Origin of the sequence: Paraburkholderia sp. A1RI-2L (genome assembly GCF_048957375.1) — a bacterium.
GTDB lineage: Bacteria > Pseudomonadota > Gammaproteobacteria > Burkholderiales > Burkholderiaceae > Paraburkholderia.
Genome location: NZ_JARBTA010000001.1, coordinates 2138507 through 2162444, shown reverse-complemented (window position 1 = coordinate 2162444; position 23938 = coordinate 2138507). Strand labels below are relative to the sequence as shown.

Below are 23938 nucleotides of genomic sequence, written 5' to 3'. Positions count from 1 at the left end.
GGCTAGCTTGTAGATTGACGGCGCTGTTGACTGCGATTCGCGGCCACGCGCTCGAGTGCGGCGAAGATGGCCATGCCGGCGAGCATCGCGGCCACGAAGAGCCACGCGCGCGGCTGGCCGCTCGCGGCGCTGACGAGCGCGGGGCCGGGGCAGAAGCCCGCGAGGCCCCAGCCCGCGCCGAAGACGAGCGCGCCGCCGATCAAGCGCGGATCGAGGTGGCGTGCCGTGGGCAATTGCATGGGTGCGCCGAGCACGCTGGTGGTGCGAGCGCGCGCGAGGCGAAAGCCGATGCTCGCGATGGCGATGGCGCCCACCATCACGAAGGCGAGCGACGGATCCCAGCGCCCGGCCAGATCGAGAAAGGCTAGCACCTTGGCCGGGTTCGCCATGCCCGACACGATCAAGCCGAGGCCGAACAGCAGGCCGCTAGCGAAGGCAGTGATGTTGCGTGGATTCATATCAGCCTCCTGCGAGGTGGCGCACCGTGAACACGGTGACGAAGCCGGCAGCCATGAAGACGCCGGTGGCGACGAGCGAGCGCAGCGAGCCGCGCGCGATGCCGCACACGCCGTGGCCGCTCGTGCAGCCCGAGCCGTAGCGCGTGCCCAGGCCCACCAGCAGCCCGGCGACGACGAGCGTGGCGGGCGAGGCGGCGATGGTGGGCGCGATGGTGGGCAACCAGGCCGCGCTGCCGGCCCCTGCGCTGATGCCGACGACAAGCCGCCAGAGCCACGGCGCGGCGAACAGGCCCGCGATGAACGCGACGCGCCAGGCGCGGCCCCCAGGTTCCGTGCGCGCGCCTTGCAGCAGCGTGCCGACGATGCCGCTGATGCCCGCGACGCGCCCGTTGCCGAGCACGAGGAGCGCGGCGGCCGCGCCGATCATGAGGCCGCCCGCGAGGGAAGCGAGCGGCGTGAAGTGGGCGAGATCGAGGCTCATACCGATGGCTCTGAATGTGTCGAGGAAGCCGAAGTTGACTTCAGCCGGCCGCAGTAGAGGCTGGAGAGCGTCTGCATGACCTGGATGACCTCGTGGCTGGCGAGGCGATAGTAGATGTACTTGCCTTCGCGGCGCGTCTCGACGAGGCCTTCTTCGCGCAGCACGCCGAGATGCTGCGAGAGGCTCGGCTGATGCACGCCGACGAGCGCTTCGAGCTCGCCCACGTTGCGCTCGCCTTCGGTGAGCTGGCACAAGAGCAGCAGGCGGTCTTCGTGCGCGAGCGCTTTGAGCAGCGCACAGCACTTCTCGGCGGATTCGCGCAGTGTCTCGCGCGCTTCAGAAGTAAGCGATGGGTTCATGTATGCAGGCGTCTGACACGCAATGGAATGGTGAGCACTGAGGTTGACGTGCGCCAACTGACAGTTCATTGACAAACATTATATAAATTTATAGTATGTCAGTCAATGAATTGTGGGCCGGGCAAACCGGTATTCGACCGCGCAACCGCCACGCAACCCGACCTTCATTCAACCCCTTTTCGGCAACACATCCGGCCAAATGGAGTTCCCGATGTCCGAGTCCATCCCCACTTCTGTCCCCGTGGCTACGCACGCCACGCACGCCACGCTCGTCGAGCCGTTCTTCGACCCGGTCACGTCCACCGTCACCTACGTGGTGCATTCTGGGCGCGGGTCGGCGTGCGCGATCGTCGATCCGGTGCTCGACTACGACCCGAAGTCGGGGCGCACGTCCACGGAATCGGCCGACCGCGTGGTCGCGTTCGTGCGCGAACACGCGCTCTCGACGCAATGGCTGCTCGAGACGCATGCGCACGCCGACCATCTATCGGCAGCGCCGTACCTGAAGCAGCAACTGGGCGGCCAAATCTCGATTGGCGAGCACATTCGCGAGGTGCAGGGCGTGTTCCGCACGGTCTTCAACCTGGGCGCCACGATAGCCGCCGACGGCCGCGAGTTCGACCACCTCTTCAAGGACGAAGAGCGTTTCGAAGTCGGCCCGCTCGCCGCGCGCGCGATGCACGTGCCGGGCCACACGCCCGCGGACCTCGCCTATCAGATCGGCGACGCGGTGTTCGTTGGCGACACGCTGTTCATGCCCGACGTGGGTTCGGCGCGCTGCGACTTCCCGGGCGGCGACGCGCACACGCTGTACCGCTCGGTGCGCAAGCTGCTGGATCTGCCGGGCGAGACGCGCCTCTTCATGTGCCACGACTATCCGCCTGAGACGCGCGGCCCGTGCTTCGAAACCACGGTGGGCGACCAGCGCCGCGCCAACATCCACCTGCACGACGGCGTAACCGAGGAAGCCTTCGTGCAGATGCGCACCGCGCGCGACCGCACGCTCGCCATGCCCAACCTGATCCTGCCGTCGATCCAGGTGAACATCCGCGCGGGGCGCATGCCCGAGCCCGAGGACAACGGCGTGCGCTATCTCAAGATTCCGTTGAACGCGCTTTGAAGAGAGGCGGCGCGGGTTGCGCAATCCGCTACTACAAGCCTGCGGCGTGAAGTCGCCCGCGCCGCGCACCATCGCGCTGATCGCCTTTTCGGCAAGCTGGCGGGCGAGCATTCCATCGGCTGCGTGCGCACATGCATCGTCCATTTCCGGAGCTGAATGTGCGTTGTCGCCACCGGATTGCCGTCGCGGCGAGTGAGGCCGGCACGCAAAGTCCGCAGACGTCCGCAGAGGCGCCTCAGGTCTGCGCCCGTACGAAGCGCTCCGGAAAATGCGTGCGCAAGGTGCGCGCGTCGAGCAGCGCGAGGTCCTTGTCGAGTTCGAGCGTGACGAGGCTGCGCGTCTGCGCGTCGAGCGCTTTGCGCAGCGCGCCGAGGAACGCTGGCGGCGCGGCTAGCACGAGCGTGCCGTAGCGGCCCGCGTGGCGCGCCTGGCCCAGCGTGGTCGCGACCTGCGAGGCGAACAGGCTGGTCTCGTGTTCGTGGTGCGTGGTGTCGGGATCGCTCTGCTGGCGGCCGGCGGTGGCGCGCTCGGTGCGCCCCGAGCGGTCGGTCACGAGGCTCTGCTCGCGCACACGGCCTTCCGGATGGAGCAGCGTTTCGATTTCCTCGATGGTTCCTTGCGGGTTTTCCGTTGCGAAGATGCGCGCGGTCACGCGGTTGGCGACGACGACCCAGATCATGTTCGACATGCGTGTCTCCCTGCCAGTGCCTCGGCGCAGTGGACGGCCGAAGCGGTGAGTGGACTCGCGCGGCGCGGCGCGAGTTTCAAGGGTAGCGCGTTCGCGGTTTGCGGCGGCGCGACATGGGCGAGTGCCGCATCGGGCGCGCCTCCTGCCGCGGCATGGGTGGGGCGGCACGTTTGCGGCATGTCCGCGTCTTTCCGGATTTTGGGAGGATGATTCCAGCCGATGCCGGATTCTGTTTCCCAACGGAAGGATCTATCTTGCAGGCTCCAGAGTGTGCAGCGAAGGAGCCGCAGATGAATACGTCCGCAATCCGCTATCCGAGCGACATCGCGTTCACCCCCACCGTGAAGGCCATGCAGGCGCGCCTTGGCTCGCGCGACCTCTATGCGCGCATGGAAGCGCAGCGCGGCTTCGGCACCGACCTCACGCCCGACGTGAGCACGTTCATCGAGGCGCAGCGCAGCGTGTTCCTCGCCACGGCGAACGCCGACGGCCAGCCCTACATCCAGCATCGCGGCGGTCCGGCGGGTTTCCTGCAGGTGCTGGACGCGCGCACCATCGCGTTCGCGGACTTCATCGGCAATCAGCAATACATCACCCTCGGTAATTTGACGGACAACCCGAAGGCGTATCTGTTCCTGATCGATTACGCGCGGCGCAGGCGCATCAAGATCTGGGGCGAGGCGCGCGTCGTAGAGGATGCGGCGCTGGTGCAGCGGCTCATGCCGGCGGGCTACAAGGCGCGCGCCGAACGGGCGATCCGTTTTTCGGTCGCGGCGTGGGACAGCAATTGCCCGCAGCATATTCCGCAGCGTTTCGAGGCGCAGGACGTGAAGGCGGCGCTCGACGAGCGCGATGAACGGATCCGCGAGATGGAGACGGCGGCGCAGCGGCGCGAGGCGCGCGTGCGGGAACTGGAGGCGGAAGTGGCGCGGCTGCGGGAGTTCGCGCGCGGCTGAGGGTCAAACGGGCTGCAAGGTACGCAAAAACGCACTCGGCAAAACGAACGGAACCGGCCGCAAACATCGCTCAAGCGTCGTTGGCGGCCGGTTCCGGCGGTCAGGCGAGCTTACTTGGCTTTTTCGGCCGAATTCGTGATGGCGTTGCCGCCCTTCGAAAGATCCTGGCCGAAGCCGGCCATGGTGTTGCAGGCGGCCAGCGTGACAGTGAAGAGAGCGAGAGCAATCGCGAGATAGCGGCGCATTCTGGTTTTCCTTTTATGTTGACGACGACGGATTACGACGAATGTTCGGGCGCTCGCTGGGCTGGCCCGGCGGGGCCAGCGCGGCGCGTGCCGGAATTGTACGTTCGATGTGGGGACGTATGCGTAAGCACATATTTCCGCGGCATTTGCCCCTGGGCCGCTCAGATCCGCCGCTGATGCTTGCGCACCACGAGCCACTTGGGCGAGCGAAACCGCACGATGCTCACATAGAGCCAGACGTAAGTGAGCGCAAACACCACCACGAAGCAGAACAGGTGCAGCGTGTGGCGCCAGAACAGCGTGGCCGGAATTACGGCCACGAGGCACAGCAGCCACAGATACGGCGAAGTGAGCGAATTGCGGCGCGTGAGTTCGCGCGCGGTGCGCGCGCCGACGGCCCAGCGCATCAGCCGCTTGTAGACGAGCATGTGCAGGTGCACGCCGTCGGGAATGCCCGGTGACATGCCGCGCACGAACTTCTTCCGGTAGATCGAGAAGCAGGTCTCGAAGATCGGGTACATGAAGAGCAGCACTGGATACCACGCCGAGACGTCGCGGTTGCGCATCACGAGCAGGATCGCCAGCTCGCCGAGCATGAAGCCGATGAAGTACGCGCCGCCATCGCCGAGAAAGATCAGGCCGGCCGGGAAGTTCCAGATGAAGAAGCCCAGCACCGCGCCCATCATGATGAACGAGGCCGAGAGCACGACCGCGTCGTGCACCTGGAACGCGACGTAGGCGAGCGAGGCGAACATCATGAACGCGACCATCGAGGCGAGGCCGTTGAAGCCGTCGATGATGTTGATCGCGTTGGCGAGCGCCGCCACGGCCAGCACGGTGATGGTGCAGGAAATGACCGCGTATGAGAGCAGGAAGTCGAGCGGCGGCACGCTGATGCGCGTGACCGCGATGTCGAGCAGGAAGTACGCGAGCGCGGCAGCGGCCATGGTGCAGACGAGGCGCGCGAGCGGCGAGACTTTCTTGGTGAGGTCCTCGACGAGCCCGGACGCGAACGCGGGCAGCCCGCATGCGACGATGCCGAGAATGCCGCCCGACACGGCCGGATACGTGAAATGCAGCTGCGTTGCCGCGACGATGAGCCCGACGAGGATGCCCGTGCCGCCGATGCGCGGCACGGGTCGCGCGTGGAATTTCTGCACGCCGGCGAGGTCGGAGTCGACGGAGAATTTTTCATGCAGATGCGCGTAACGCACGATCAGCAGCGTGACCAGCAGCGAGACAAGAAAGCCGAGTGCGAAACTAAGCATGAAAGGTGAACGCAGGGCAGGAAGACGGAATCCACGATTATACAAAGGCGGCGCGGCGCGTCCGGTGCGCGGCCCGTGCCGAAGGCGCGCGGGCGTGGCGCCGGCTCGCCGCGCGCAGCTTCGAAACCCGGCGCGCACCCTTGTGCCATGATGGCCGGACCTTCATTTGACGGGATCCGCCCATGCCCCATTCCGCCTGGGTCCGCGAAGCGATCCGCAAGATCGACGCGGACTTCAACCGCTCCGCCGATACGCATCTCGTGCCGCTCGACCTGCCGGGCTATCCCGATCTGCGCTTCTATCTGAAGGACGAATCGAGCCATCCCACCGGAAGCCTCAAGCACCGTCTCGCGCGCTCGCTGTTTCTCTACGCGCTGTGCAACGGCTGGCTTCACGGGAAGAGCACCGTGGTGGAGGCGTCGAGCGGCTCGACCGCGATTTCCGAAGCCTACTTCGCGCGCTTGCTCGGGCTGCCGTTCGTCGCGGTGATCCCGGCCAGCACGTCGCGCCAGAAGATCGAGGAGATCGAGTTCTACGGCGGGCGCTGCCATCTCGTGAACAAGGCCTCGGAGATCTACGAGGAGTCGCACCGCATCGCGCAGTCGCTGGGCGGCCACTTCATGGACCAGTTTACCTACGCCGAGCGCGCGACCGACTGGCGCGCCAACAACAACATCGCCGAATCGATTTTCCGGCAAATGGCGGCCGAGGAGCATCCCGTGCCGGCGTGGCTCGTGTCGAGCGGCGGCACCGGCGGCACGATCGCCACGCTCGGGCGCTACGTGCGCTACACGCGGCACCTCACGCGCGTGCTTTGCGCCGACCCCGAGAACTCGGTGTTCTTCGACTATTTCCGCAGTGTGCTGGCGGGGCGGCCCGAGGCCGGGCTCACGCACGACATCGGCTCGCGCGTGGAGGGCATCGGCCGCCCGCGTGTGGAGCGCTCATTCATTCCCACCTGCATCGACGCCATGGTGAAGGTGCCCGACGCGCTCTCGTTCGCGGCCATGCGTTACCTGGCGGGGCGGCTCGGCAAGCGCGTGGGCGGCTCGACGGGAACGAACTTTGTCGGCGTGCTGTGGCTGGCCGGGCGCATGAAGGCGCGCGGCGAGTCGGGCTCGATCGTGAGCCTCTTGTGCGACAGCGGCGAGCGCTACCGGTCGACCTATTACGACGACGCATGGTTTGCGGCCCGGGGCATCGATCTCGCGAGCGCCGAGGAGTGGATCGCGCGGGCCGTGAACGGCGAGCCGGTGTTCGCCTTGGGCGGGGCAGGCGGGGTGCAGTCGGCCGGGCTGTAGCGCGGGCCGAAAGGCGGGGCGCGCGCGTGATAGTATGGCGCCCGCGCCGGGGCGGGAGCCCCGGGAGCCCCGCAAGCCCATCACGGGCGCGATCGAACCCCGCGCTCAAACTCATTTGCCCGCGCTCGCGGGCTCGTCATTGCCGATGCCTCAGGATCACTCGCAAGATCAAGGACCCGCCGAACGCAGTGAGCCACGCGCGAACGACGCTTCGCGCCCGCTCGTCTCGATGCTGCTGATTGCCTATAACCAGGCGAATGTGGTGGCCGACGCCATCGCCGGTGCGCTGGCGCAGACCTGGTCGCCGCTGGAAATCCTGATCTCCGACGATTGCTCGACCGACGGCACGTGGGCCGCCATCGAAGCGGCCGTGCGCGATTATCGCGGTCCGCATCGGCTCGTGCTCAATCGCAATGAGCGGAACGCGGGCATCAGCGCGCATCTCTCGAAGCTCGCCGCCATGAGCCAGGGCGACCTGCTCGTGGTGACCGCCGGCGACGACGTCTCGGTGCCCGAGCGCTGCGCGCGCCTCGTCGATTGCTGGAACGCGCTGGGGCGGCGTCCGGACCTCATCGCTTCCGACCTCGAAGAGTTCGAGAGCGCTGCGGGGCAGGCGGGCCGCATCGCGCCCACCGATCTCGACCAGTACAAGAATTTCGACGACTGGGCGCGCGAGCGCCCGTGGCTGGTGGGCGCGGCGCATGCATGGTCGCGGCGTCTGTTCGAGCGCTTCGGGCCGATGCTGCCGGGCGCCATGGCCGAAGACCAGATCATGACGTTTCGCGCGATCATGTCGGGCGGCGCGCACAGCCTGCGCGAGCCGCTCGTGCGCTACCGGCGCGGCGGCCTTTCGGGCAAGAGGCGCTATCGCACCGTCGAGCAGTTCATTGCGCGCGTGAAGCTCACCACGGCGTTCGGCCTCGTCGAGTCGGAGCAGTTTCAGCACGATGCGCAGATTGCGGGCGTTGGCCAGCCGATGCGCGCGCTGCTCGTGCCCAAGCTCGCGCGCGAACACTACGCGCGCGACGTGTTCGCGGCGCGCGGCTTCGGCGCGAAGCTCGGGCTGATGCTGCGCACGCCGGGCGTGAAGATGGGCTTCAAGGTCCGCATGTTCCTCTACGCCGCCTGCCCCTGCGTGTACAGGCCGTTTTTCGCGCTGCGCAATTTCGTGAAGCGTTGACGTCGCCATCAGGCTCAGGAGCGGGGCTGGCCACCAAGGGTTACTTCGAGCAGGACCGGGTGGTCGGGTACGGCCACGCCGAGCTTGCGCACCTCCCGGTGGGTGGCGAGCGGTGCCGCCGATACACTCGGATCGTAAAGGTCGACGCGGCTCGCTGTCGCTCCAAAGTCGACTTCCACATTCGCGGGTGGGCTCGTGAGCGGGGTGCCTGCCGCGCGATCCCAAATCCGCGTTTCATTCCACAGTACCAGCACGACGCGGCCGTCCTTCTTCTGCAGCAGCAGACTGTTTGCCGACACCGGCATGCCAGATAGCGACCAGGCCAATGTGCCCGGCACTGCCCCGTTGGCCCGATGCACGGCGTCCGCCCGCAGAATCGACGTGAGATTGCGGATCGCGTGAGCCACGGGCTTCGGGCTGTTGTCGTTGCGAAAAAGACCGAAGTGCATCTCGTTGTTTTTCTTCTGCGGATCGGGCTTCTGGTCCAGGAGTTCATAGACATAGGTCCGCTTCACGCCTGCCGCCGCCGCGCCCATATAGCCATTGAGTATGCCTTTGGCCTGCGTCGGCTCATCGACACCCAGCATGTACCAGCCAGACTGAGGCATCGAGAAGTATCCGAATTCGGTAATCGCGATCGGCAGTTGGAACTTCTTGACGCTGTCGATGGCATTGCCCAGCCACCTGTCGCCGTTTGCCTCGTAGGACGGCTGTTCGCCGTTTTGCGGATAGAAGTGCTGGTTCGCGTAATCGGCGGCGTTCGCGCGGGACTCGACCGGCTTGGTTTCGTAGCCAGTGAGGTCGTAGACGCTCACGCCCGCGAGTTCCGGGCTGGCGTGTACGCGCGTATAGATCTCGCGCTGGACGGCGAGTCCGGCGGGGGTGCCGGTAAGGCCGCGATAGGTGGGCGGCCAGTTATTGATCTCGTTTAAGCCTTCGACGCTCGCGATGCTGCCGGGCACTGCTGTGCTCAGGCGCGCGATTTGTTCGATCGACTCGCTGATGTCCCCATGTACGAGGAAGTCGAATTTGATGCCGCGCTGCGCGAGATAGACATAGCTCGAGAACGGCGCGGCTCCGCTGGCCGGCGACGCGTCGCGAACATGACGAATGCCCAGCCACGCCAGATCGTCGGCGATGTTCTGCACATTCGCGTAGGCGCCGTCCGTGTAATTGACGTGCGTGTTGACGGCAAGCGTGTCGAGGAAAGCGTCGGCGGGCATTACGCGCATCGCATCGCTTCCCTGCGCCAACGATGCGCACGCGAGCGCGCCAAGGATCGCGAAAACATGCGCCATGCGCGTGCCAGGCTGCAAGCGCCAGCGGGTGATGCACGAGTATCGGGAACGATACCGGACGGCTGCGCGAGCAAGCAGGCTGGAGCGAGTTACTAAGTAATCCTTCACGGCGCATTCCTCGCGTGGTGCGACTGCCGGTTTCGAGCACCTTGCTTCACGCGGGCGTCGCTGAACCGCTGTTTCTGCGGCGCAGACATTTTGACGTGTCCTGGAGTCCTCGTGTGTGGGATCGCGAACGGATGCGCATGACAAGTCATGCGCATATTCAATTGCAACCCATCTCCCGCTGGCGACCGGCCCGCGTGCACAGAAGCACACAGGGGCGCACGCATGAATGCAAATGCGCTCCGCGCTTGCGGATTCGCACGCTGCTGCGCGGACCGCATTCGTATTCAGAATTGACGTGGCGAATACGCTGCGCATTCAACCATCAAGGCATCTGAACACGATCGTGCGAAGTTGGTGGGATTGCGCACGGATCCCCGCGTGCTCGTTTCGTATCGTGTTGTTGTGGCTTATCAGGTCGTTCTCTCGCAGCAGCCCATCGCGACCGACCACGACAGTCTGACGAATACGACTCGCACTGGGGTAGGGATATGTCTGAACTAACGCAGCGCGCGATCGACATCGCGCTGATTGTGCTTGGCGCAGTAGGCGCAGTCCACCTGAACCCGAATTTTGCGCATGTAGGTGCCGTGCATCACCCTGACCCAGCGCTGGTGGCGTTCTGCGCAGCGCTCGCCTTGTCGGTGTTCCCGGCCTGTGGGACCTATGGTTCGCGCGGCAGCCGTTCGCTTTTCAGCGTTGCGGGCCGCACGGCGCTCGCCTGGCTCGCCGTGCAGTTCTGTGGACTCGTGCTGCTTTACGCAATCCATCATGATCATCTGCTGTCGTTGCCGTGGTTCATCTACTGGACGCTGACGACCGGCATTGCCCTGCTGGCGTCGCACACGCTGTTCTTTGCGGAATTCAGCGTGCTGCGGCTCACGCGTGCGTGGTGGCGCCGCGAGCCGCTCGAGATCGCGCCGCGCAGTGCGGTGCGCAGTGCCGTCCTTGGACATGCGATGAAGCGGATCTTCGACATCGTCGCTGCGGTGGCAGGCATCGTCGTACTTTTGCCAGTGCTGCTTGTCATCGCGCTATTGGTCAGGCTCGACGGCGGGCCCGCGTTGTATGGGCATACCCGCGTGGGGCGTCACGGCAAGACATTTCGTTGTCTGAAGTTTCGGTCGATGGTCGTCAACTCGGAGCAGGTGCTCAAGGAACTACTCGCGAACGATCCCGAGGCGCGTGCCGAATGGGAGCGCGAATTCAAGCTCAAGAACGATGTGCGTGTGACGCGGATCGGCCACTTTCTGCGGCGCACGAGCCTCGACGAACTGCCGCAAATCTGGAACGTGTTGCGCGGCGAAATGAGCTTTGTCGGGCCGAGGCCGGTTATCGACCAGGAACTGGAGCGCTACGGCGAGGCCAGCCAGTACTACCTGATGGTGACGCCCGGGATCACTGGCCTGTGGCAGGTGAGCGGACGCAATGACATCGACTACGCGACACGGGTACTGCTGGACGTCTCCTACGTGAAAAACTGGACCTTCCGCACGGACATGGGAATTCTGTTCAAGACCTTCTTCGTGGTGATTCATGGTAACGGCGCGTATTGAGCAGCGTAAGGACGCGGCCAGATAAGGATGCGGGCTTCCTGGAACATCGGGAACGCCCCGCGTGTGGGCAACGGGGATGGATGTAGCGGGATGTGGAGTATCGCAATGGGACTGAATGCGAAGCAGTCGAGCGGAGTGGCTCCCGCGTGCGTTGCGCACAATCGCGCAGTGTCGTCAATGTTGCGGCGCCAGGCCGCGTGCGTCGCCTGGCTGGCGCTCGCGGGGTTGGGCGGTTGCGCGTTGGCGCCGGGCATGACGGTCAGTGCGCCACCAGGCGGTGCCGCAGCCACGGCCAGTACGGTACCCGGCTCGCAGGTGCCGGATAGCATGGTGGCCAAGGGGGTCGTGGGTGCGCCACCCGGCCAGGTCATAGAGATCACGAGCCATCTTGTGGAAAAAGAGGCTGAGCAGCGGCCCAAGGGCATTCCCGCCGATGTGGAGAAGCTCTTTGCCACGCCCAAGCCATACGAGATCGGTCCGGGGGACATTCTCAGCATCGTGGTGTGGGACCATCCCGAGCTCAACCTGCCTTTTGCGGGCGGCGGCGCCGATGCCGCCAATGGCGCCAGTTCTGTCGCTCCGGGCTATACCGTCGATACCAACGGCTTTATTCAGTATGCCTACATAGGGCCCATGAAGGTTGAGGGTCTCTCGGAAATGGGCGTGCGCGATGCCCTTGCGGCGAAGCTCGCGCGCTACGTGCGTGAGCCGCAAGTCACCGTGCGCATCCAGACCTACCGCAGCAAACGCGTTTATCTGGATGGGGAAGTCAAAACGCCGGGCGTGGAAGTGCTCAACGACCGGCCCATGACTTTGCCGGAGGCGATTAACCGGGCGGGCGGATTCACCAACAACGCCGACCGTTCGCATGTCGCGGTGACGCGCGGGGACACCACCGTGGAAGTGGACATGCCCGACATGATTCGCAAGGGCTTCAATCCTGATCGCGTCGTTCTGCGCGACGGCGACCTCGTGCGCGTCTATGCGCAGACGGACAGCAAGGTATTCGTGGTCGGCGAGGTGGAACGCCCCGGCGGGGTGGTCTTCAACAATGGACATATGTCACTGAACGAGGCGCTCGGCAACGCGGGCGGGATCAATCAGGCGTCGGGCGATGCCTCGCAGGTTTATGTCGTGCGTGGTCGCGATACCGGCAAGCCGGTCGTTTTTCATCTCGATGCCAGCAATGCCGCCGCGATGGCCACGGCCGATTCGTTTGATCTGAAGCCCAACGACGTCGTTTTCGTCGATACGTCAGCGCTCGTGAAGTGGAGCCGCGTCATCAGCCTGATTTTGCCCACGACCCAAGCCGCCGCGGCCAGCCGAGCGGTGGGTTTTTGATAGCGGCATGAACGCGCGCCCGCCACGGCAGCGCGTCACCGTATAAAGAGGAAAAGATGATTCATCGCGATTACATGCTTGAGGGCCCTGCCGAGGTGGTTTTACCGCAGGCGCCCGAGGGCGGGCATATGAGCAATCTGCTCGACGTGCTGTACGCGGGACGCCGGACGATCCTGATCGTGACGGCGATCTTCACGCTGATCGGCTGCACGTATGCGCTGCTGGCGCCCGCTGTCTACCAATCGGACATGCTCATCCAGGTGGAGGAAGGGCAGAACCCCGCAAAAACGGCACTCGCCGACCTTTCCGCGCAGTTTGCGATCAAGACCGCAGCCACGGCAGAGATAGAAGTGTTGCGCTCGCGGCTGGTCGTATCGTCGGCGGTGAATGCGACGAAACTTTATATCCGCGCGACGCCGCACTATTTTCCGCTCGTGGGTCGCTGGGCCGCGCGACATCTGAATCTGAACGGATGGTCGGGATGGGGCGGTTACGCGTGGACCAATGAAGCCATCGACGTGACGCAATTCGATGTGCCGGATCGCCTGTACGGCAGCCCATTCCTCCTGAACTATCAGGGCGACGGCGCTTATACACTGTCCTCCGGCAGCATCAGGCTCGAAGGGCGTGTGGGCGAACCCCTTCACGCGCAGGCTGTGGGCGGTGCGATCGATCTGCTGGTGAACCGCATCGATGGGCAGCCAGGAGCGACCTTTGATCTGATGCGCCTGTCCGAACTGCGTGCAATCCAGACCTTGCAAACCGCGCTGCTGATTTCCGAAAAAGGTAAGGAATCCGATGTTATAGGCGTTGCGCTGGAAGGCGACGACCCGGTCCTCACCAGTACCATTCTCAACGCGATCGGCACTGAATATATCCGGCAGAACGCGCAGCGCACGCAGGAGGAAGCGCAGAAGTCCATTGCCTTTCTCGACCAGCAACTCCCGATGCTCAAGGCGCAGCTCGAGAAGGCAGAGAACGAGTACAACACGTTCCGCTCGCAGCATGGCGCGGTGAACCTGGGTGCCGAAGCGACAGCGTTGTTGCAAAGCTCGGCACTCGCCCAGCAGCGCATCGCCGATCTGCGCCAGCAGCGCGCGCAATTGATGGCTCGCTTCACGCCGGACAATCCTGCCGTGGTCGCCGTGGACGGACAACTGGCCGAAGCGCAGAAGTCGCTCGGCGACCTCGTGGGGCAGACGCGTGCGCTGCCGCCCGTAGAACAGGGCCTTGTGCGCCTGCAGCGGGAAGTGACCGTCGATACGAACATCTATACGAATCTGCTGAACAACCGCGAGCAGATGCGTCTGCTCAAGGCCGGCCGTGTGTCGAACGTGCGCATGATCGACGCTGCGGTGCCAGGGGAACAACCCGTTCGGCCCAAGCGCGTCGTTCTGGTGGTCGCGGCGTTCTTCACGGGCCTTTTTGTCGGTGCCGCCATCGTGCTGCTGCGTCAACGGCTCAACCGCGGCGTGTCCATGGTGGACGAAATTGAAGTGCACACCGGCCTGGCCGTTTATGCAGCCGTGCCGCGCAGCCGCATTCAGCAATCCCTTACGCGGCGTCTGCCGCGCACGGCTCCGGGCGTGAACACGGTGCTTGCTCGTACGGCCATGTTCGATGCAGCGGTTGAAAGCCTGCGAAGCTTCCGCAGTGCGCTCGAATATTCGCTGGCCGATGCGGCTAATCATGTCGTGCTGCTGGCGGGGCCGACGCCGATGGTGGGCAAGTCGTTCGTCTCGGTCAATCTGGCGGCGGTGTTTGGCGCATCTGGCAAGCGGGTGCTGTTGATCGACGCCGATCTGCGGCGCGGCTCGCTGAACCGCCACGTGGGTGTGCCAAGCGCCCCTGGCGTGACGGACATCGTCGACCGCAGTCAGAACTTTGGCGAAGCGGTGTGCCGCGAAGTCATGCCAGGCGTCGACTTCGTCCCGACGGGCGGCTACGTGACCAATGCGAGCGAGCTGCTGCGCGAAGACAGTTTCACTGAGTTCGTGGCCTGGGCCAATGACGCGTATGACCTCGTGCTGATCGACGCGCCGCCGATTTTGCCGGTCGCGGATGCGGGGATCGTCGGCAAGCTCGCGGGCACGGTGTTCGTGGTCGCGCGCCAGGGCGCGACGAGCGTGGCCGATCTGCGCGAGTCCGTGCGTCGCCTGGAACAGGTTGGCGTCCCGATTCGCGGCGTGATCTTCAACGACATGACATCGCGCCCTGGCCGCTACGGCAACCAATACGGCACGTACGGCTACGCTAGCTACGGGTTTGCGAAGGACGTGGGGCCGGCGAACCGGTAAGCGCATCTGGATTTATGTCGCAGTACGAATTTCAACGGCTGTGCGGCGCAAGCCATGCAGCCGGAAAATTTCCCGAGCGTTAGCTCATCTCCCGGATTCAACCGCCGAGCGCTCTCGAACGCGACCCGTGCAAGGGCCGCGCAACGTGGTTCGCAAACTGACGTCGGATGCGCGGCGGCGAACATTTTTACTCATGCGCGTCGGTCACACTCTGGATCAATGACTCGCATCACGTGAGCCCGTCTACTCCGGTCGTTTTTGGCAAGGTGACCTTGCGGGCGGAAGGTGACCGGGCCTGAACGATGTCCTGGAATCCGTCGATGAAACCCGTAGGCTTTCCCAATCTGCTGATCAATGGCCGTTTCCTCGCTCGCCGCGCGACGGGGGTCGATCGCTTTGCCTTCGAAACGATTCGTGCGCTTGACCAGATGCTCGAGGCCCGCGAGCCGCTGGTCGCCGAAGTGCGGGCTGAAATCGTCGTGCCGGAAGCCGTGGCAGGCATGGTGAATCCGTTTCGGTATGTCCGGCTTCGGGCGAGCGGTAAAGGCGGCGGCCTGCGCTGGGAGCAGTTCGCGTTGCCGCAGGCAGCGCGCGGGAGGCTGCTGCTCAATCTATGCAATTCTGGGCCGCTGCTGTGCAGGCGCCAGGTGACGGTGCTGCACGATGCGGCGCCAGCACGCGTTCCCGACAGCTACAGTCGGTCCTTCGTGGCCTGGTACCGCCTGATGGTGCCGCACCTCGGCCGCGTGTCGCAGCGGGTGATCACCGTGTCGGAGTTCTCGCGGCGCGAGCTATGCGACGCTTATCGGATTCCAGCCGGAAAGATCGGTGTGGTGCCTGAGAGCGGCGAACATATGTTGCGCGTGCAACAAGATGAAGGGGAGGTCACGCCTACGCTGAACGGGCGTCCGTTCGTGCTCGCGGTGGGAAGCATGAACCGACACAAGAATTTTCAACTCGTTGCCGAGGCTGCGCGCCTGATTCCCGACGCGCAGTTCGACATCGTGGTCGTGGGCGGGGGCGATACCCGGGTCTATGGCAGTGGCCAGGATGCGCTGCCCGGGTTCGTGAAGCACCTCGGTTATGTGAGCGATGGTGCGTTGGCCGCGCTGTACCGGCGCGCAGCATGTTTCGTGTATCCGTCGCGCTACGAAGGCTTCGGGCTGCCGCCCGTCGAGGCGCTGGCGCTCGGCTGTCCCGTCATCGCTTCGCGCTTGCCTGCGGTGCAGGAGGCGTGCGGCGATGCGATTCTCTACACCTCGCCAGACGATCCAGCCGAGCTCGCGCACCTGCTCGAACGGATCACGGGCGACGCCGCGTTGCGTGCGAGTCTGCGCGAGCGTGGTCGTGCGCGGACCGCGGAACTGACCTGGCGCGCCACAGTCGTCAAACTGATCGAGGAGATTTCGCCGTGGCTAATGTAACCCTCGCTCCTCCGCCTGCGAACGACACGCGCCGTTTCGGACGCGTGGCGCTCGTGCACGACTGGTTCACCGCCTACGCGGGCTCGGAGAAGGTCGTCGAGCAGATACTTCAATTGTTTCCGCACGCCGATCTCTACAGTGTCGTTGATTTTTTCCCCGAGTCGCAGCGCAGTGCATTGGGCGGAAAACATGCGACGACCTCGTTCATTCAGCATCTGCCTCGTGCGCGCAAAGCGTTTCGCCACTACCTTCCGCTCATGCCGCTGGCGATCGAGCAGTTCGATCTCTCGTCCTACGATCTGGTGATTTCGTCGAGCCACGCGGTGGCCAAGGGCGTGTTGACCGGTCCGGATCAGGTTCATGTGAGCTACGTGCATTCACCCATTCGCTACGCCTGGGACTTGCAGCATCAATATCTGGCCGAAGCGGGCCTCGAGCGCGGAGTGAAGAGCTGGATCGCGCGCTCCCTGCTTCATTACATGCGCATCTGGGATCAGCGCACCGCGCATGGCGTCGATGCCTTTGTCGCCAATTCCGCCTTCGTGGGGCGGCGCATCCGCAAGGCCTACGGTAGCGAAGCTGTCGTCGTTTATCCACCGGTCGACGTCGAGCGCTTCGAATTGCGCACACAGCATGAGGACTTCTATCTCACGGCCTCGCGTATGGTGCCTTACAAGCGCGTTCCGCTCATCGTCGAGGCGTTCTCAGCAATGCCCTCGCGGCGTCTCGTGGTGATCGGCGAAGGCCCCGATCTGGCGCGCGCCGGTGCAGCGGCGGCGGCCAATGTGACGCTGCTCGGCTATCAGCCCGACGCGGTACTGATCGACTATATGCAGCGCGCACAGGCGTTTGTCTTCGCGGCGGAAGAGGATTTCGGCATCTCGGTGGTCGAGGCGCAAGCCTGCGGGACGCCGGTCATTGCGTTTGGCCGTGGCGGTGTGCGGGAAATCGTCATCGATTCGACGGATCCGGAACGCAGTACCGGGCTCCTTTTCGGCGAGCAGAACGTCGCATCGATTGTCGATGCGGTGGAGCGCTTCGAGCAACATCAGCCGTTCCGCCCGGACGTGTGCCGCCGCAATGCCATGCGCTTTGCGGCGGACCGTTTCAGGCGTGAATTCCTGGGTGTCGTCGAGCGCGCAATGGAGGGCAACGAGGCGCCCAGCGAGCCGCCGGCCCGGCGTTGGCGTTCTGCCTGAAGCAGCGCGAGACAAGAGCGCTTGCGCACGTACGCGTGCGGCGAGCGGATGGGGGCGAGGCAAGTGGGATTGTCGATATTCGGAATCGTAGTCATCGTCAGCGGATTGGCGGCGCTCTATGCGTCGTATCGCGGCGTGATCTACGGGATGGCGGTGTACGCGCTATTCGGATGCGCGCTTGCGCTGTCGTTGGGTGCGACGGGTGTGATGCCGGCGCAACTCTTTCTCGCCTTCTTCGCATTGAGAGCCTTCAATCTCGTCGGTGGGCGCAAGCTCGCTGACGCCTTCTCTTTGGACAAGCCAGGATTTTGGCTGCTCTGCACCTGCGTGTGGGGAGTCGCAGGCGCCATCGTGCTGCCGCGGTTGCTGGCCGGCTCTACGCTGGTGTTCCCGGTCGACCGCGATGCCAGCGGCGCCGGCCTGGACATCCTGCTGCGTCCGCTCGCGCCTGTTTCGGGGAATTTATCGCAGGCAGTCTATTTAATTGCAGACACGCTCGTGTATTGCTGCATGTACGCGTTTCTGCAATTTCGCGGTGTGTACCGCACGCTCGCGAACGCGATTCTTCTGCTCACCGCGCTCGATGTACTCGCCGGCGTGATCGACATTGCGTCGCACGCTGTTGGCGTAGATGCGCTTTCGTTCGTGAAGACCGCTCAGTTCGCGTACCTGACCGGCGCCGAGATGGAGGGATTGGTCCGTATCAGCGGGACATTCAGCGAAACGTCGGGCTTTTCGGGCTTCACGGTTCCGCTCTTTGTCTTTTGTCTCAATCTCTGGCTGGTCGGCTTTCGTCCAAGATGGTCCGCCATGCTGGCCGCCGCGTCGGGGGCGCTGCTGTTGCTGTCCACCTCAGGGAGCGCCTATGTCGGGCTCGGTGGGTATCTGGTCGTGCTGCTGTTTAGTCGCCCTCAGCGCGTTGCTCGTGCCGCTTGCGCGCGCAAGCACCGTATGTGGATCATGGGCGTGTGCCTGGCCGCGCTCGGGGCGCTCTATGTCGTGCTTTTCCTCCCTGTGGTGGCCGACACGCTCGCGCAATTCGTCGACACCACGATATTGAGCAAGGCCGCTAGCTCGTCGGGCGTCGAGCGAATGGGGTGGAACGCCCAGGGCGTGACCAACTTCTTCGATACCTATGGAATCGGTGTCGGCCTCGGCAGCATTCGCGCGTCGAGTTTCCTCGTGGTGCTGCTGGCAAGCCTCGGCATCGTGGGGGTCGTGTGCTATGGGCTATTCATCGGCAAAACGCTGTTCTTGCCGGTGTCGCCCCAGTACCCGTTCACAGAGCGCGCGGTTTGCTACGCAGCCCGGCATAGCACGATCTCGGCGTTGATCGTCGCTTCGGCGTCTGGCGGGGTATTCGAGCTTGGAGTGTGTTTCTACCTGATTGCGGCTGCGGCAGGCGCGCTCTCGCTGGCGCCACGACGCGTGCCCAGGCCGCGAACAACAGTCCGCTACGGACTCTTGAACAATGAGGTAAGCGATGGAATCGAGTGTCAGCCCGGGGGAAACCGTGTCGAGAAAATGCATCCGGCCGTCGCCCGGAAAAGCGCCAAGAATCTGCCTGATTTTCGCCACGCGGGGCCGCGCAGAACTCCTTAAGCATGTCATCGCTTCCGTGGATGCGCAGACGCTGAAGCCGGAGCTGATCATCGTTTCCTGCGTGTTGAACGAGGATGCCGGCGACCTTGCAGATCGCCCCGGATTACTCGTGGTCAAGGGACGGCCCGGCCTTACCGTTCAACGCAATACGGCACTGAATCATGTGCCGGCCGGCTTCGACGTCGTGATTTTCCTGGACGATGATTTCCTCATGCATCGCACGTGGATTTCCGAAATCGTCGATGCGCTAAACAGCGATCCCACTATCGCCTGTGTTACGGGCACGCTACTCGCGGACGGCATCCACGGGCCGGGTCTGTCCATTGAACAGGGGCAGGCTATTCTCGCGCGCGCGAGCACGGCGAGGCAGGCGTTGACGGTGATTCCCACCCGGGGGCCCTATGGCTGCAACATGGCGTTCCGGGCAAGCAGCATTGCCGGCCTGCGTTTTGACGAGCGCCTTGTACTCTACGGCTGGCAGGAGGACCGTGATTTCGGAGGCCAGATCCGCAACCGGGGGGGACGCGTCGTGCGTATCACCAGCGCGGTCGGCGTGCACCTGGGAACCAAAGGTGGGCGGGTGTCGGGGCGCAAACTGGGCTATTCGCAGGTCGTCAATCCACTCTATCTGGTGAGCAGGAAGACGATGTCTGTGCGCGATGCGCTCGATCATGTCGTGCGCAACGTCGCCAGCAATGTGGTGCGTAGCCTCGCGCCGGAGCCCTGGATCGACCGCCGTGGCCGGCTGAGCGGCAATCTGATCGGCTTTTGGGACTGTATGCGAGGAAGGCTGACACCTGAGCGAGCGGAGAAGCTATGAGCGCCGCGCCGTACAGGACGATAGCGTTCAACGGCAAATTCTTCGGGGCCGCGCCGACGGGTGTGCACAGGGTGGCCGAACAGTTGATCGCCGCGACCGATGCGTTGATAGCGAAGCAAACCGGCAATGGCGTCGACTATGCGCTGGTGGTGAGAAATCGCATCGACGTTCCACCTTACCGCAATATTCTGTGCGTCCGCGAAAACGCGCTGGCTCGCAGGATGCACCGCATAGCGTGGGAGCAATGCTATCTTCCGATGGCGCGCAGAAAGGACTTCATCCTCAATCTCTGCAACCTCGGGCCCCTGTTGCACCGTGACTCCGCGACGATGATTCACGACGCCCAGGTCTATTCCGCGCCGGATTCCTATTCGCCGGGTTTTCGGCTCTGGTACAAATTCCTTTTCTTTTTCATAGGCAGACGGCACAAGATTATCTTTACCGTCTCGGAGTTCTCCAAAGGCGAGCTCGTGCGATACGGCATTGCCAGCGCGGAAAAGATCACGGTCATACATAACGGCTGCGACCACGTCCTGCTCGTCCAGCCCGACGCGCGGCCGCTGGCGGCTTTGAACCTTGAATCGAGGCGCTATGTTCTCGCGCTCGCCAACACCCAGAAGCACAAGAACATCGCCGTTCTGCTCAAGGCCTTTTCAGCGCCGGCGCTTCGGGACGTTGCACTCGTGCTGTTCGGGGGGGCGACAAAAGCCGACTTCGAAGCGCTCGGGCACGTCGTGCCTCCGAATGTGCGATTCGCGGGCCGCGTTTCCGACCCGGAACTGGCGGGCTTGATGAGCAATGCGGGGGCGCTTGCCTTCCCTTCGCTAACCGAAGGATTTGGCCTGCCGCCATTGGAGGCCATGGTGCTCGGCTGCCCGGTTCTTGCCGCTCCGCTCGGCGCACTTCCTGAGGTTTGTGGCGACGCCGCGCTCTATGCGGACCCGTTCGATCCGCATGCGTGGAGTCTGAAGATCCGCACGGTGCTCGACGATGAAGCGCTGCGTGAAGCATTGATCGCCGAAGGTCGCCGGCATGCCGCCGCTTTTACCTGGGAAAGGGCCGCACGAGAGCTGCTGGAAGCGGTGAAAGCGGCCAATCAGTAATGCTTTCGGCACCAGGAGGTCGAGCGTCTCATCACGGTGCAACCTCATGTCAGGGCACGCCACGCTCGACCGGGTCGCCCTGGGCCAGCGCGGCGGATGTTCGTCAACGCACATCTGGCTGATGGGCCGGGTAGTAGCCTAGAAGCACGGTCCATATCTGCGCCTGCTGGCGCTTCGACCTCTTTGTGTGCGCTGCCTGATAGACGCACCGCCGGGCACCTGGCGCCCGTTTAGAAGGTACTCAAAATCCACATCGTGTCAGGAGATCGGTATGAGCACATACGATTCCGCCGTGAGACGACAGCACCTGCGTCGTGGGCTACTGCGCATCGCGCGTGAGATCTCGGAGCTGCCTGGCATCAGGCTCTTGAGTGCGCCTCTGTACCGACGCTATTTTCGCGAGCCCTATCGCAGCGGAAACCTGTACTTTGGCGTCTACGACACTTATGAGGACGCGCTCGACGAGGCGCAGCGTATTTCTTCGGCGAAATTGCCCTCGACCTACGACGTCGAAGAAGTGACCACGAGATATCTGGATCAATTGCATTCGCTGCGGACATGCGACTACCCAGCGCTCTTCTGGATCAACCAGATCTTGAGTGCAGGGGGGCGCCGGATATTCGATATCGGCGGCCACCTGGGTCTCGCCTACTACGGATATCAGCATTACATTTCATTTCCGGCCGACCTGGTTTGGTGCGTGCATGACCTGCCTCACGTGGTAGCCGCCGGCAGGCGCCTTGCCTCGGAACGCGACAAACTGGGCGCGCTGAAATTCTGCGAAACGCCTCACGGAGCGGACGGCTTTGATGTGCTAATCAGCACCGGCGCGTTGCAGTACCTTGGATATAGCTTGCCGACGCTGATTGGCGAGCTTTCGCATCCGCCGCGCCACGTTTTGTTCAATCTCATACCCTTGCACCCCCAAAAAGCATTCTTCACCTTGCAGAACCTAGGGGTTGCGGTGTGCCCGTACCGGGTGGAATCGATCGGGCGTCTGGTCGCCGACATGCAGGCCCTTGGCTATCGCGTGCGGGATCACTGGGACCTGAACGAGCGCCGCATGCGCATCCCCTTCAAGACCGAGTACGAAGTCGATAGTTACTACGGTTATTACTTCGAACGCGTGGCAGCGCAGACCTAGCCCTCGCCTTGCGAAGCGCTCCGAGCCGTGCGCTGGAACCGCGGCGGCTCGCCTGAATGCAGCGCACGACAGGGCGATCATTCCCGAAGATGGGCTTTGACCTATAGTCGGGCGAGCCAGCCAGTCGCCCAGCGCGATGCGCCACCGATCAACTGGCCACGCGGCCACCAGCCAGAAAACTCCAGGACGCACTTTCGATGGACACGGCGATCGCGCGCCGTTCGATAAATGTCATGTGCGCTCGGACGAGGGCTCCGATGCCCTGATCGGAGCTGACGACCCGCAGATGGCCAGATGCGTGAAATCAAGGCTGCCCTAACGCAGGGTCCGTCCGATGCATGTCTCCGTAACACTGGATGCATTGCTGCGCAAACGCGTGTCGCCGCAAGCCGCAGCTTCGGGTATCGCTTCGGAAGACATGGGCTGCTGACTGCTTTCGCGCGCTGTGCGTTTGGGGGCGATCTCGTTGCGCGCTACCTGAGCGCGTTTTCTTTTCCAGATGCGCTCGCGATTGCGCTGGAAGAAAGACGCGAGCACCGGGACGATTTGCGCGCAGACCCCAGGCTCTGCCGAAATCGACCATGCGATGGCCGCGCAGGTGAGTCCCGCCCAGGCCGCCACGCCCGCGAGCGAAAGCGAATCCAGCACGAACGAACTCCCGTAGGCGGCGAGAATCAACAGTGCGGGCACCACGATTTGGCGAAGGTGTTGCCGGCCGAAATGCGCGGCCCAAAAGAGCAGGGCGCCATCGAGCGCGCATCGCCCGCTCCACGCAAGGGCTGCACCCAGTACGCCGAAGGCATGAAGCGCCCACCAGAGGCCGGCGATAAAAAGCACGATTTCGACTAGCTGAAATCGTGCCACGACGCCCGGTCGCCCCTCAGCCTGCAAATGACAAGACAGAACAGCCGCGAGGCAATTGATCCAGACGCCGAGCAGAATGGTCTCGCCAACCGAGGATGCACTGTTCGCGAAGTCGTGGCCCACCCACAACGAAAGAAACGGTCGCATCAGAAAGATGCCGAACACGATGGCCGGCGTCATCACGAGCGTGAGCCCGCGCAGGGCGAGCAGGGAAAGCTGGGCGGCATCGTGACCGCCGAGGGCGGACAGTCGCGGGAACAGCGTGCGGGTGATGACGGTTGGCACCAGACGCGCGCGTACAGCAAGGCTGAACGGCACCTGATAGTAGGTCACGGCTTGTGGGCCCAGCACATGGCCGATCAGCAATCGATCGGCCGTCTCGAGCACCGGCGTCGCGAAACCGGTAATGCTGATCCAGGCGCCATAGGAAAAGAGCGGCCGCACATGCTTGCGGTTGGGCCCAGCGGCAAGCCGCAGCGGGAAAACATAGGCCATTGTGCAAAACGTGATGATGAGCGAGATCACGCTGGCAAAGAGGGTCGCGAACACGAGATAGTGCAGGTTCGGTCCGAACACGATCGCAACGCATAGCGGTAGCAGCTGGAACAGCATCATGACGACAAACTGCACGGCATTGGCGATGCCAAACTGTTCGCGCCCCGACATCGCCCCATTGCATGCGGCAATCACGTTCGTAAGCGGCACGAGAGCGCAGATCCAGGCCTGCGCGGGCCTGAGTTCCGCACTCAGCAGGGGACCGATGTCGAATTGCGCGAGCATGACGTGCATGAGCGCAAACAACAGGAGCGCCCCGACGAGACCGAAGCCCAGGTTGAGCAGCAACGCGGTCCAGAATACGGATTCCCGCTCGGCAGGCGTCGCGTCGGAAAGCTGTGCAATGCGGTTGGATGCGGCGAAGGACAGGCCGAGATCGAAGAATCCGAAATATCCCTGAAGCATCCAGAGAATGGCGAGTACGCCGAAGCGCTCCGCGCCAATGTGATGCAGATAGACCGGCGTACTGACGAGCGAAACAAAAATGGGTAGCACGCTACCCAGAAAGTTGAAGATTACGTTTCGTTTGAGTGTGGGCTTGGCGGTCATGATATGTGGCAGTCTGGGCCATCCC

Annotated in this window: 21 protein-coding genes; 13 read left to right on the top strand and 8 right to left on the bottom strand. The window is 63.8% G+C overall.

Translation table 11 applies throughout. The annotated features are described in order from the left end of the window. Positions 1-2: 2 nt before the first annotated feature. The 3 genes from PWP93_RS09920 to PWP93_RS09910 are packed head-to-tail and all read right to left on the bottom strand — an operon-like array spanning position 3 to position 1298. Entirely contained in the window at positions 3-458 is a 456-nt protein-coding gene (locus tag PWP93_RS09920; RefSeq protein WP_421044364.1) for a DUF6691 family protein, read from the bottom strand. Between the two features lies 1 nt (position 459). After that, positions 460-939 carry a YeeE/YedE family protein gene (locus tag PWP93_RS09915; protein WP_421044363.1) on the bottom strand — a complete coding sequence of 160 codons (480 nt, stop codon included), beginning with the start codon at positions 937-939 and terminating at the stop codon, positions 460-462. Then, entirely contained in the window at positions 936-1298 is a 363-nt protein-coding gene (locus PWP93_RS09910; RefSeq protein ID WP_421044362.1) for a metalloregulator ArsR/SmtB family transcription factor, read from the bottom strand. The genes PWP93_RS09915 and PWP93_RS09910 overlap by 4 nt, the downstream gene beginning before the upstream one ends. A 211-nt stretch (positions 1299-1509) precedes the next feature. Here PWP93_RS09910 and PWP93_RS09905 point away from each other — a divergent pair, with 211 nt between their 5' ends. Continuing rightward, positions 1510-2418 carry an MBL fold metallo-hydrolase gene (locus PWP93_RS09905; RefSeq protein WP_421042449.1) on the top strand — a complete coding sequence of 303 codons (909 nt, stop codon included), beginning with the start codon at positions 1510-1512 and terminating at the stop codon, positions 2416-2418. Positions 2419-2653: 235 nt separating this feature from the next. Here the strand turns inward: PWP93_RS09905 and PWP93_RS09900 are convergent, their stop codons facing one another. Further along, positions 2654-3106 carry a host attachment protein gene (locus PWP93_RS09900; RefSeq protein ID WP_421044361.1) on the bottom strand — a complete coding sequence of 151 codons (453 nt, stop codon included), beginning with the start codon at positions 3104-3106 and terminating at the stop codon, positions 2654-2656. Between the two features lie 290 nt (positions 3107-3396). Between PWP93_RS09900 and PWP93_RS09895 the strand changes: the two genes are divergently transcribed. Further along, positions 3397-4062 carry a pyridoxamine 5'-phosphate oxidase family protein gene (locus PWP93_RS09895; protein ID WP_421044360.1) on the top strand — a complete coding sequence of 222 codons (666 nt, stop codon included), beginning with the start codon at positions 3397-3399 and terminating at the stop codon, positions 4060-4062. A 110-nt stretch (positions 4063-4172) separates the two neighbouring features. Here PWP93_RS09895 and PWP93_RS09890 read toward each other — a convergent pair whose 3' ends face one another. Together PWP93_RS09890 and PWP93_RS09885 are read right to left on the bottom strand one after the other, a co-directional pair. Beyond that, positions 4173-4307 carry an entericidin A/B family lipoprotein gene (locus PWP93_RS09890; protein WP_035526646.1) on the bottom strand — a complete coding sequence of 45 codons (135 nt, stop codon included), beginning with the start codon at positions 4305-4307 and terminating at the stop codon, positions 4173-4175. A gap of 161 nt (positions 4308-4468) precedes the next feature. Further along, positions 4469-5575: an MraY family glycosyltransferase gene (locus PWP93_RS09885; protein ID WP_421044359.1), complete on the bottom strand. Its 1107-nt coding sequence runs from the start codon at positions 5573-5575 to the stop codon at positions 4469-4471. A gap of 182 nt (positions 5576-5757) precedes the next feature. Between PWP93_RS09885 and PWP93_RS09880 the strand changes: the two genes are divergently transcribed. Both PWP93_RS09880 and PWP93_RS09875 read left to right on the top strand, forming a co-directional pair. After that, positions 5758-6876, top strand: coding sequence for a PLP-dependent cysteine synthase family protein (locus PWP93_RS09880; protein ID WP_421044358.1), 1119 nt, complete (start codon positions 5758-5760; stop codon positions 6874-6876). A gap of 145 nt (positions 6877-7021) precedes the next feature. Further along, positions 7022-8056 (top strand): glycosyltransferase family 2 protein, encoded by a 1035-nt coding sequence (locus PWP93_RS09875; RefSeq protein WP_421044357.1) that lies wholly within the window; start codon positions 7022-7024, stop codon positions 8054-8056. Between the two features lie 14 nt (positions 8057-8070). Here the strand turns inward: PWP93_RS09875 and PWP93_RS09870 are convergent, their stop codons facing one another. Then, positions 8071-9354: a calcium-binding protein gene (locus PWP93_RS09870; protein WP_421044356.1), complete on the bottom strand. Its 1284-nt coding sequence runs from the start codon at positions 9352-9354 to the stop codon at positions 8071-8073. A gap of 596 nt (positions 9355-9950) precedes the next feature. On the opposite strand from PWP93_RS09870, the gene PWP93_RS09865 reads away from it, so the two are divergent. From PWP93_RS09865 to PWP93_RS09825, 9 genes are all read left to right on the top strand, one after another. Next, positions 9951-11015 (top strand): sugar transferase, encoded by a 1065-nt coding sequence (locus PWP93_RS09865; RefSeq protein ID WP_421044355.1) that lies wholly within the window; start codon positions 9951-9953, stop codon positions 11013-11015. Between the two features lie 177 nt (positions 11016-11192). Next, positions 11193-12356, top strand: coding sequence for a polysaccharide biosynthesis/export family protein (locus PWP93_RS09860; RefSeq protein WP_421044354.1), 1164 nt, complete (start codon positions 11193-11195; stop codon positions 12354-12356). Between the two features lie 56 nt (positions 12357-12412). Next, on the top strand, positions 12413-14653 hold the full coding sequence (locus PWP93_RS09855) for a polysaccharide biosynthesis tyrosine autokinase (RefSeq protein WP_421044353.1): 2241 nt from the start codon (positions 12413-12415) through the stop codon (positions 14651-14653). A 320-nt stretch (positions 14654-14973) separates the two neighbouring features. Beyond that, positions 14974-16077, top strand: coding sequence for a glycosyltransferase family 4 protein (locus PWP93_RS09850; protein ID WP_421044352.1), 1104 nt, complete (start codon positions 14974-14976; stop codon positions 16075-16077). Beyond that, positions 16065-17276, top strand: coding sequence for a glycosyltransferase family 4 protein (locus PWP93_RS09845; protein ID WP_421044351.1), 1212 nt, complete (start codon positions 16065-16067; stop codon positions 17274-17276). Before PWP93_RS09850 ends, PWP93_RS09845 begins: the two co-directional genes overlap by 13 nt. A gap of 207 nt (positions 17277-17483) precedes the next feature. Further along, entirely contained in the window at positions 17484-18878 is a 1395-nt protein-coding gene (locus PWP93_RS09840) for a hypothetical protein (RefSeq protein WP_421044350.1), read from the top strand. Further along, positions 18760-19698: a glycosyltransferase family 2 protein gene (locus tag PWP93_RS09835; RefSeq protein WP_421044349.1), complete on the top strand. Its 939-nt coding sequence runs from the start codon at positions 18760-18762 to the stop codon at positions 19696-19698. The genes PWP93_RS09840 and PWP93_RS09835 overlap by 119 nt, the downstream gene beginning before the upstream one ends. Continuing rightward, positions 19695-20801, top strand: coding sequence for a glycosyltransferase family 4 protein (locus PWP93_RS09830; RefSeq protein ID WP_421044348.1), 1107 nt, complete (start codon positions 19695-19697; stop codon positions 20799-20801). Before PWP93_RS09835 ends, PWP93_RS09830 begins: the two co-directional genes overlap by 4 nt. Positions 20802-21072: 271 nt before the next feature. Next, entirely contained in the window at positions 21073-21945 is an 873-nt protein-coding gene (locus PWP93_RS09825) for a methyltransferase, TIGR04325 family (RefSeq protein WP_421044347.1), read from the top strand. Between the two features lie 315 nt (positions 21946-22260). Here the strand turns inward: PWP93_RS09825 and PWP93_RS09820 are convergent, their stop codons facing one another. Then, positions 22261-23913: a flippase gene (locus PWP93_RS09820; RefSeq protein WP_421044346.1), complete on the bottom strand. Its 1653-nt coding sequence runs from the start codon at positions 23911-23913 to the stop codon at positions 22261-22263. Positions 23914-23938 lie beyond the last annotated feature (25 nt).